Origin of the sequence: Nonomuraea sp. NPDC004580, from assembly GCF_040609855.1 — a bacterium.
In the GTDB taxonomy this organism is placed as follows: domain Bacteria; phylum Actinomycetota; class Actinomycetes; order Streptosporangiales; family Streptosporangiaceae; genus Nonomuraea; species Nonomuraea salmonea.
Map to the genome: position 1 here is coordinate 108,153 of NZ_JBEXLH010000011.1, position 9,733 is coordinate 117,885.

The 9,733-nt window shown below is 69.2% G+C and carries 9 protein-coding genes and 1 tRNA gene; 9 read left to right on the forward strand and 1 reads right to left on the reverse strand.

All coding sequences use genetic code 11. From position 1 onward, the window contains the following. Positions 1-11: 11 nt before the first annotated feature. The gene (locus tag ABZW11_RS14700; RefSeq protein ID WP_355416503.1) at positions 12-950 is read right to left on the reverse strand and encodes an acyl-CoA desaturase; all 939 of its coding nucleotides are present in this window, start codon (positions 948-950) and stop codon (positions 12-14) included. Positions 951-1,202: 252 nt separating this feature from the next. On the opposite strand from ABZW11_RS14700, the gene ABZW11_RS14705 reads away from it, so the two are divergent. The 9 genes from ABZW11_RS14705 to cysN all read left to right on the forward strand — a co-directional run bounded on the left by ABZW11_RS14705 (position 1,203) and on the right by cysN (position 9,729). Beyond that, positions 1,203-1,274 (forward strand) — tRNA-Gln (locus tag ABZW11_RS14705). 141 nt (positions 1,275-1,415) lie between these two features. After that, positions 1,416-2,864: a bifunctional UDP-N-acetylglucosamine diphosphorylase/glucosamine-1-phosphate N-acetyltransferase GlmU gene (gene glmU, locus ABZW11_RS14710; protein WP_355416505.1), complete on the forward strand. Its 1,449-nt coding sequence runs from the start codon at positions 1,416-1,418 to the stop codon at positions 2,862-2,864. Further along, positions 2,861-3,838 (forward strand): ribose-phosphate diphosphokinase, encoded by a 978-nt coding sequence (locus ABZW11_RS14715; protein ID WP_355416508.1) that lies wholly within the window; start codon positions 2,861-2,863, stop codon positions 3,836-3,838. Before glmU ends, ABZW11_RS14715 begins: the two co-directional genes overlap by 4 nt. A 101-nt stretch (positions 3,839-3,939) precedes the next feature. Then, positions 3,940-4,551 carry a 50S ribosomal protein L25/general stress protein Ctc gene (locus ABZW11_RS14720; protein ID WP_355416511.1) on the forward strand — a complete coding sequence of 204 codons (612 nt, stop codon included), beginning with the start codon at positions 3,940-3,942 and terminating at the stop codon, positions 4,549-4,551. 67 nt (positions 4,552-4,618) lie between these two features. Beyond that, positions 4,619-5,203 carry an aminoacyl-tRNA hydrolase gene (gene pth / locus ABZW11_RS14725; RefSeq protein WP_345390295.1) on the forward strand — a complete coding sequence of 195 codons (585 nt, stop codon included), beginning with the start codon at positions 4,619-4,621 and terminating at the stop codon, positions 5,201-5,203. A gap of 108 nt (positions 5,204-5,311) precedes the next feature. Further along, a complete protein-coding gene (locus tag ABZW11_RS14730; protein ID WP_355416515.1) occupies positions 5,312-6,751 on the forward strand; it encodes a sugar transferase in 1,440 nt (479 codons plus the stop codon). Continuing rightward, entirely contained in the window at positions 6,751-7,530 is a 780-nt protein-coding gene (locus tag ABZW11_RS14735) for a 3'(2'),5'-bisphosphate nucleotidase CysQ (RefSeq protein WP_355416517.1), read from the forward strand. The genes ABZW11_RS14730 and ABZW11_RS14735 overlap by 1 nt, the downstream gene beginning before the upstream one ends. A 19-nt stretch (positions 7,531-7,549) precedes the next feature. Further along, on the forward strand, positions 7,550-8,464 hold the full coding sequence (gene cysD, locus ABZW11_RS14740; RefSeq protein ID WP_355416520.1) for a sulfate adenylyltransferase subunit CysD: 915 nt from the start codon (positions 7,550-7,552) through the stop codon (positions 8,462-8,464). After that, positions 8,464-9,729 carry a sulfate adenylyltransferase subunit CysN gene (gene cysN / locus ABZW11_RS14745; RefSeq protein WP_355416523.1) on the forward strand — a complete coding sequence of 422 codons (1,266 nt, stop codon included), beginning with the start codon at positions 8,464-8,466 and terminating at the stop codon, positions 9,727-9,729. Before cysD ends, cysN begins: the two co-directional genes overlap by 1 nt. Positions 9,730-9,733: the final 4 nt, after the last annotated feature.

Here is a 9,733-nt window from a genome sequence, read left to right on the forward strand (position 1 = left end):
TCGGCTGATCGTCAGGCAATGCGCTTCGCCGCCAGACGCTCAGGCGTCGGCCAGCGGACGTCGTACACCCAGCCCAGCTTCTCGAAGATGCGGATGAGGCCGGCGCTCAGGTCGATCTGGCCCTTGAGCGCGCCGTGGCGGGCGCAGGTCGGGTCGCTGTGGTGCAGGTTGTGCCAGGACTCGCCGAAGGAAGGGATGGCCAGCCACCACACGTTGCGCGACTTGTCGCGTACCTGGAAGTCCTCCTCGCCGAAGACGTGACAGATCGAGTTGATCGACCAGGTGACGTGGTGCAGCAGCCCGATGCGGACGAGCGAGCCCCAGAACAGCGCGGTCAGTCCGCCCTGCCAGGACCAGGTGAACAGCATGCCCAGCACGCCGGGCAGCAGGATCGAGGTGAGCGCGAGGGGGCCGAACCACTTGTGCAGCCTGATGACGTCCTGGTCCTTGCACAGGTCGGGGGCGTACTTCTCCCTGTTGGTCCGCTCGCTCTCGAACAGCCAGCCCATGTGGGCGTAGAGCAGGCCCTTGGCCATGTTCTTGAAGCCGGGGCCGAAGCGCCACGGCGAGTGCGGGTCGCCTTCCTTGTCGGAGAACTTGTGGTGCTTGCGGTGGGTGGCCACCCAGTCGAGCACCGACATCTCCAGCGACAGGCTGCCCGCGATGCCCATCGCGATCTTCAGCGGTCGCTTGGCCTTGAAGGAGCCGTGCGTGAAGTAGCGGTGCAGGCCGACGGTGACGCCGAGGCCGGAGACCACGTAGAAGACGAAGGCGATGGCGATGTCCGTCCAGCCGAGCCCCCATCCCCATGCGAACGGCACGGCCGCGGCGATCGCGACGAGAGGCAGGCCGACCACCAGGCCGAAGGTGACGAGTTCCGACTTTGACTTGGGCTCTGGTTCGAACTCCGGCTTGGGGGCAGGGGTGGAGCGCTCGGCGACAACGGTCATTGGCTACCTCCAACGACATGTATGAGATTGAATGTCCGGGCTACGCAACCGTAACCTACGCCAGCGTAGGTTCGGAAGAGCTAAGCCCGTAATGTCGAGAACGTGAAGCGGAGCCGCACGAGTCGCGGAGGATCCGTGTCTTGCGCCCCTCCCGTGGCTCTGTTATGGGGCGGACGAGAGGGGAATACGGGCGCGCGGCGGCGCGCGGGGTCGGTATCGTAGGGGAGTGCCGGACATCACGTGTCCGATCTGTCCCGGATCGTCTAATCGGCAGGACAAGTGGTTTTGGTCCACTTTGTAGGGGTTCGAGTCCTCTTCCGGGAGCCTTGAGGTGCTCCCCCCGGAGAGAAGTTCGGGGGGACGCCAGGTATCCTCACGGTGTCGGGGGGGTAGCTGCACAATGTGCAGCGGTGCGGTTGACGTACCGAACGCCCTGATCCGTCCAGTCACAGGGAGCCGCAGTCCGTGAGTGTGCCGCGCCCGGCAGCCGTCATCGTCCTCGCCGCCGGCGAGGGCACCCGGATGAAGAGCCAGACCCCGAAAGTCCTGCATGAGCTGTGCGGCCGCGCGCTGGTCGACCACATGCTCGGCGCCGCCCGCGACCTCGGCCCCGAGCGGCTCATCGTGGTCATCGGCCACGCGCTCGAGCGGGTCGGCGGCCATCTGTCCGCCACCAGCCCCGACGCGCGCGCCGTCGTCCAGCGCGAGCAGCGCGGCACCGGCCACGCCGTACGCACGGTGCTCGAAGAGGTCGGCACGATCTCCGGCACCGTCCTCGTCACCTACGGCGACGTGCCCCTGCTGCGCACCGAGACCCTGGCGGGGCTGCTCGACCGGCACGCCGCGGAGGGCAACGCGGTCACCGTGCTGACCGCCGAGGTGCCCGACCCCACCGGCTACGGCCGGATCATCCGCGACGACGGCGGCGCCGTGCTGGAGATCGTCGAGGAGAAGGACGCCTCGCCGGAGCAGCGCGCGATCAAGGAGATGAACTCCGGCATCTACGCCTTCGACGGCCTGCTGCTGGCCGACGCCGTCAAGCGCGTCTCGACCGACAACGCACAGGGCGAGGAATATCTCACCGACGTCCTGTCCATCCTGCGCCGCGACGGCCACCGCGTGGGCGCGTGCGTCGCCGCCGACCACGTCGAGGTCGAGGGCGTCAACGACCGCGTGCAGCTCGCCGCCGCCCGAAAGATCCTCAACCGGCGCCTGCTCGACGCGCACATGCGCGCCGGCGTCACGATCATCGACCCCGACAGCACCTGGGTCGACGTCGGCGTCCGCATCGAGGCCGACGCCGTCGTCCACCCCGGCACCCAGCTCCACGGCGAGACCGTCATCGGCGCGGGCGCCGAGGTCGGGCCCGCCACCACGCTCACCTCCACCGTCGTCGGCGCGGGCGCGGTGGTGCGCAACGCCGTCTGCGACCACGCCGAGATCGGCCCGGAGGCCAACGTCGGCCCCTACGCCTACCTGCGCCCCGGCACCGTGCTCGGGCGCAAGTCCAAGGCGGGCACCTTCGTGGAGATGAAGAACACCAAGGTCGGCGAACGCTCCAAGGTGCCGCACCTGTCCTACGCGGGCGACGCCACCATCGGCGACGACGTCAACATCGGCGCCTCCACCGTCTTCGTCAACTACGACGGAGTGGAGAAGAACCACACCACAGTGGGCGACGGCGCATTCGTCGGCTGTGACACCATGCTCGTCGCTCCGGTGACGGTCCACGACGGCGCCTACACCGCCGCCGGCTCGACCATCGTCGACGACGTACCCCCCGGCGCCATCGGCGTTGCACGAGCGCGGCAGCGCAACATCGAGAAATGGGTCTTGCGCAGGCGCGCGGGCACGAAGTCGGCCGCGGCCGCCCAGCGGGCGCTGGCCGAGCGAGAGCAGGAGAACAGCAAGTGACCAGCATCAAGCAGCCCGGGGAGAAGAACCTCATGCTCTTCTCCGGGCGGGCACACCCGGAGCTGGCCGAGGAGGTCGCCGAGCATGTCGGCGTCTCCCTCACCCCCACCAAACTCATCGACTTCGCCAACGGCGAGATCTACGCCCGCTACCTGGAGTCCGTACGCGGATGTGACGCCTTCGTCATCCAGAGCCACACCGGGCCCATCAACAAGTGGATCATGGAACAGCTCATCATGGTCGACGCGCTCAAGCGGGCATCCGCCAAGCGCATCACCGTGGTCATGCCGTTCTTCGGCTACTCCAGGCAGGACAAGAAGGGCCGCGGCCGCGAGCCGATCACGGCCAGGCTGATGGCCGACCTGTTCAAGACCGCGGGCGCCGACCGGCTCATGTCGATCGACCTGCACACCTCGCAGATCCAGGGCTTCTTCGACGGCCCCGTCGACCACCTGTTCGCCATGCCGGTGCTGGAGAGCTACCTCAAGAACAAGCTCGACCTCGCCAACACCACCGTCGTCTCGCCCGACACCGGCCGCGTGCGCCTGTCGGAGCGCTGGGCCGACACCCTCGGCACGCCGCTGGCGTTCATCCACAAGCGGCGCGACCTCGACGTCGCCAACTCGGTCAAGGTCAACGAGGTCGTCGGCAAGGTGCGCGGGCGCACCTGCGTGCTCATCGACGACATGATCGACACCGCCGGCACCATCTGCAAGGCCGCCGACGCCCTCTACGAGCAGGGCGCCACCAACGTCATCGTGGCGGCCACCCACGCGGTCTTCTCCGACCCGGCCGTCGACCGGCTGAAGAACTCCCGCATCTCCGAGGTCATCGTCACCAACACGCTGCCCCTGTCGCAGGAGAGCCGCTTCGACAAGCTCACCGTGCTGTCCATCTCGCCGCTGATCGCGCGCGCCATCACCGAGATCTTCCAGGACGGCTCGGTCACGAGTCTGTTCGAGGGAGACAGCTGAGCCCCTTAGACTGAACAGGTTGCGCTCGTAACGCCTTCCGCTAGGGCGGGTGAGGGAGAGCGCGCGACCAGCCGTCCACACTCACATCCCTAGGAGATGTCGTGTCTGAAGTACGTATCGCCGCCGAAGAGCGCACCACCTTCGGCAAGGGCGCCGCTCGCAAGATCCGCCGCGCCGACAAGGTGCCCGCCGTTCTCTACGGGCACGGCATCGACCCCAAGCACCTCACCCTGCCCGGCCACGAGGTGCTGCTCGCGCTGCGCACCCCCAACGTGCTGATCCGCCTCCAGGGTGACGGCGTCGACGAGCTGGCGCTGCCCAAGGGCGTCCAGCGCGACCCGATCAAGGGCTTCGTCGAGCACGTCGACCTGCTCCTGGTCCGCCGCGGCGAGAAGGTCACGGTCGAGATCCCGGTCACCACGGCCGGCGACGTGCACTCCGACGGCCTGCTCGACCAGCAGCTCGTCTCCATCGCCGTGGAGGCCGAGGCCACCCACATCCCCACCGGCGTCGAGGTCGACGTCGAGGGCCTGGAGGTCGGCACCGTCGTCACCGCCGCGCAGCTGCGGCTCCCCCAGGGCAGCACGCTCGCCGCCGACCCCGAGGCCGTCGTGCTGCAGGTCATCAACAAGCCGGTCGAGGCCGTCGCCGAGGGCGAGGGCGAGGGCGAGGCCGCCGAGGGCGAGGCCGCGGAGGCTCCTGCCGCCGAGTAGCGACGGGTTCATTCGTGAACGGGGCGGCCGGACTCGAGCCGTCCCGTTGCGCTGTAAGGGGACTCTCATGGATCGCTGGCTGATCGCCGGACTGGGCAATCCGGGGCCCGAATACGCGGGCAACCGGCACAACGCGGGCTTCATGGTGCTCGACGAGCTGGCCGCCAGGGCGGGCGGGCGGTTCAAGGCGCACAAGAGCAGGGCCGAGGTGTGCGAGACGCGCGCCGCGGTGCTGGCCAAGCCCCTGACGTACATGAATCTCTCCGGCGGGCCCGTCAAGGCGCTCTGCGACTTCTACAAGATCGGCCCTGAGCGGCTGATCGTCGTGCACGACGAGCTCGACGTGCCCTATGGCGCGCTGCGCGCCAAGCTGGGCGGCGGCGACAACGGCCACAACGGCCTCAAGTCCATCACCAAGGTCCTCGGCACCCGCGACTACCTGCGGGTGCGCTTCGGCATCGGGCGTCCGCCCGGCCGCATGGACCCGGCCTCCTTCGTGCTCAGAGACTTCGCCACCATGGAGCGCAAGGACCTGCCGTTCCTGGTCGACCGGGCCGCCGACGTGGTCGAGTCGCTGATGACCCGCGGCCTCGAGGCCACCCAGAACGACTTCCACCGGGCTGATCTCCACATTTCCGGCCCTCCTCGCTGATCGTCTCATTGCTTCGTTCGCCGGTCCCGGGGGCGTAGCGCGGCTACGATCGGTCACTGTCCGTTCAGGAGTGGTCACCTGGAGGCACGCGTGCGCGGTGAGGGGCTCATGGCTGTGAGGACCGGCCATGGGGGCTGCTGGGGGAAGGCAGCACCGCGCACGCGCTCCTGGGTGCGTACATATCGGTTGTGGGCGGTGCTGGGCGATTTGTGCGGCGCCGGTGCAGGAGCCGGGGTCGCGTTCGCCGTCAGGTTCGGCGGGCCCACCCCCTACGTCCTTCCCTATCTTCTGGTCTCGCTCGTGCTGCCGGTCGTGTGGTGCGGTGCCGTGGCGCTCAACCGGGCGTACGAGCCGCGCATGCTCGGCGACGGCCCCGAGGAGTTCCGCCGGGTCGTCCAGGCCGGCGTGGCGCTGACCGCCGCCACCGCCATCGGCTCCTACGTCACCAAGACCGACGTCGCCCGCGGCTACGTCGTGCTGGCGCTGCCCCTGGTCACCCTGCTCACCCTCGCCGCACGCTACGCGCTGCGCCGCAACCTGCACCGGCGCAGGGCGGCCGGCGCGTGCATGCGCCGCGTGGTCGCCGTCGGCCACGCCGCCTCCGTCGCCGAGCTGGTCCGCCTCTTCCGCAGGGAGCGCCACCACGGCATGCAGGTCGTCGCCGCCTGCCTGCCCGGCGGGCACCACGGGCAGCGCGTCGCCGACGTGGCCGTGGCCGGCGACCTCAGCGACGTGCCGCTCGCGGTCGAGCAGCACGATGCCGACACCGTGGCCGTGCTGGCCTGCCCCGAGATGGACGGGCAGGCGCTGCGCCGGCTGGCCTGGCGGCTGGAGCGCACGCTCACCGAGCTGGTGGTGGCCCCGGCGCTGATGGACGTCGCGGGCCCGCGTACCATGATCAGGCCGGTCGCCGGGATGCCGTTGCTGCACGTCGAGCACCCCGAGCTGGCCGGTGCGCGGCAGCTGGTCAAGAACGTCTTCGACCGCCTGGTGGCGCTCGCGCTGCTGGTGCTGCTCGCGCCGCTGCTGGCCGGGCTGGCGGTGGCCGTCCGCGTGACGAGCCCGGGCCCGGCGCTGTTCCGGCAGACCCGGGTGGGCAGAGACGGGAGGCTGTTCACGATCGTGAAGTTCCGTACGATGCGGCGCGGTTCCGAGCAGCAGAAGGTCACCCTCGTCAGCGACCGCGACGGCGTGCTGTTCAAGCTCAGGAACGACCCGCGGGTCACGCCGCTGGGCGCGTTCATGCGCCGCCACTCACTCGACGAGCTGCCTCAGCTCATCAACGTCGTGTTCGGACACATGTCGCTCGTCGGCCCACGGCCGCCGCTTCCTGAAGAGGTGGCGCGCTACGGTGACGACGTGCGCAGACGACTCCTCGTACGCCCTGGGCTGACCGGGCTGTGGCAGGTCAGTGGCAGATCTGACCTATCGTGGGAGGAATCTGTCCGTCTCGACCTGCGCTATGTGGAGAATTGGTCCCTCATGTTGGACCTCCAGATCCTGTGGAAGACTTGGTCGGCCGTCGCCCGCGGGCAAGGAGCATATTGATGACGATTCGCGACGACCACGCCCTCGCCGCAGACCTGGCGACCGAGGCAGGAGAGCGGCTGCTGCGGGTGCGCGAGCGGGTGGGCTACTCCGACCCCGGCGCGCTGCGCGCCGAGGGCGACAGGTCCTCCCACCTCCATCTCATGGAGTGCCTGGCCCGGCTGCGGCCGTCCGACAGTGTGCTGTCGGAGGAGGCCACCCGCGAGGAGCGGCTCGACCCGCGCAGGCTGAGCGCCGACCGGGTGTGGATCGTCGATCCGCTCGACGGCACCCGCGAGTTCTCCGAGCAGACCCCCGAAGGCGAGGGGCGCGCCGACTGGGCGGTGCACGTGGCGCTGTGGGAGCGCGGGCGGCTCACCGCCGGCGCCGTGGCACTGCCCTCCCAGGGCCGCACGCTGACGACCGCCGACCCGCCGAAGCTGCCCACCTACGACAAGGGCCGCTTCCGCATCGCGGTGAGTCGCAGCAGGCCGCCCGAGTTCGTCCAGAAGCTGGCCTACCTCGTCGGCGCCGACCTGGTGCCGATCGGCTCGGCCGGGGCCAAGATCTCCGCGGTGCTGACCGGCGAGGTCGAGGCGTACGTCCACGCCGGCGGCCAATACGAGTGGGACTCCGCCGCGCCGGTCGCCGTCGCGCTGGCCGCGGGGGCCCACGCCAGCCGCATCGACGGCTCCGAGCTGACCTACAACCAAGCCGACCCGTCCCTACCGGATATCCTGGTTTCCCTACCAGAGCTGGCGACATCCCTGCTCGCCGGCATCCGCGACCTGCACCGCTGACCCGCCGGAGGAAGCTTCCATGCTGCAGCGCGACTACACGACGTCGCAGCTCGACGTGCTCGAGGCCGAGGCCATCCACATCATGCGCGAGGTGGCCGCCGAGTTCGAGCGTCCGTGTCTGCTCTTCTCCGGGGGTAAGGACTCGATCGTCATGCTCCGCATCGCGGAGAAGGCGTTCTGGCCCGCGCCGATCCCGTTCCCGCTCATGCACGTCGACACCGGGCACAACTTCGACGAGGTCATCGAGTTCCGCGACCGGCGCTCGGCCGAGCTGGGCGCCCGGCTGATCGTCGCCAGGGTCCAGGACTCCATCGACCAGGGCCGCGTCGTCGAGGACACCGGCCGGCGCGCCTCGCGCAACCGGCTGCAGACCACGACGCTGCTCGACGCGATCGAGGAGCACGAGTTCGACGCGGTCTTCGGCGGCGCCAGGCGCGACGAGGAGAAGGCGCGGGCCAAGGAGCGGGTGTTCTCCTTCCGCGACGACTTCGGCCAGTGGGACCCGAAGAACCAGCGGCCCGAGCTGTGGAACCTCTACAACTCCCGCATCCGCAAGGGCGAGCACATCCGGGTCTTCCCGCTGTCCAACTGGACCGAGCTCGACATCTGGGACTACATCAGGCGGGAGGGCATCGAGATCCCGTCCATCTACTTCGCCCACACCCGCAAGGTGTTCGAGCGCGACGGCATGCTGCTGCCCGACTCCGAGGTGGTGCAGCGCGGCGAGGACGAGCCGCTGTTCGAGGCGGTGGTGCGCTACCGCACCGTGGGCGACATGACCTGCACGGGCGCCGTGCAGTCCGAGGCCACGACGGTCGAGGCGATCATCGAGGAGATCGCGGCCACCAGGATCACCGAGCGGGGGGCCACCAGGGCCGACGACCGTTCGTCCGAGGCCGCCATGGAGGACCGCAAGCGAGAGGGCTACTTCTGATGGACATTCTGCGCTTTGCCACCGCAGGAAGCGTCGATGACGGCAAGTCCACCCTCATCGGGCGTCTGCTGTACGACTCCAAGGCGATCTTCGAGGACCAGCTCGAGGCGGTCGAGCGGACCTCGCGCGACCGGGGCACCGAATACACCGATCTGTCGCTGCTGACCGACGGCCTGCGGGCCGAGCGGGAGCAGGGCATCACGATCGACGTGGCGTACCGGTATTTCGCGACCCCGCGCAGGAAGTTCATCATCGCCGACACGCCGGGGCACATCCAATACACCCGCAACATGGTGACCGGCGCCTCCACCGCCGACCTCGCCATCATCCTCATCGACGCGCGCAAGGGCGTGCTGGAGCAGTCGCGGCGGCACGCGTTCCTGACCTCGCTGCTGCGGGTGCCGCACCTCGTGCTCGCGGTCAACAAGATGGACCTCGTCGACTACTCCCAGGAGCGCTTCGAGGAGATCCGCGAAGAGTTCACCGCGTTCGCCTCCAAGCTCAACGTCACCGACCTGACATTCATCCCGATCTCGGCGCTCAACGGCGACAACGTCGTGTCGCGGTCGGAGAGCATGCCCTGGTATCTCGGCACGTCGCTGCTGCACCACCTGGAGAACGTGCACATCGCCTCCGACCGTAACCTGACCGACGTGCGCTTCCCCGTGCAATACGTCATCAGGCCGCAGCGGGCCACCGACCCCGCCTTCCACGACTACCGCGGCTACGCGGGCCAGGTGGCGGGCGGCGTGCTCAAGCCGGGCGACGAGGTCGTGCACCTGCCGTCGGGCCTGACCACCCGCATCGCCTCGATCGACACCTTCGACGGGCCGGTCGAGGAGGCGTTCCCGCCCATGTCGGTGACGCTGCGCTTCGAGGACGACCTCGACATCTCGCGCGGCGACATGATCGCCAGGCCCAACAACCAGCCGCAGTCGGCGCAGGAGCTGGAGGCGATGGTCTGCTGGATGGCCGACGGGGTGAAGCTGACGCCGCGCTCCAAACTGACCATCAAGCACACCACCAGGACCGCCAGGGCGCTCGTACGCGACCTGCACTACCGGCTCGACGTCAACACGCTGCACCGCGACGAGGAGGCGACCGCGCTCGCGCTCAACGAGATCGGCCGCGTCTCGCTGCGGGTCACCCAGCCGCTGTTCGTCGACGACTACGCGCGCAACCGGCTGACCGGCGGGTTCATCCTGGTCGACGAGGCCACCAACAGCACCGTCGGCGCCGGCATGATCATCGATTCGGCCAGGTAGATCT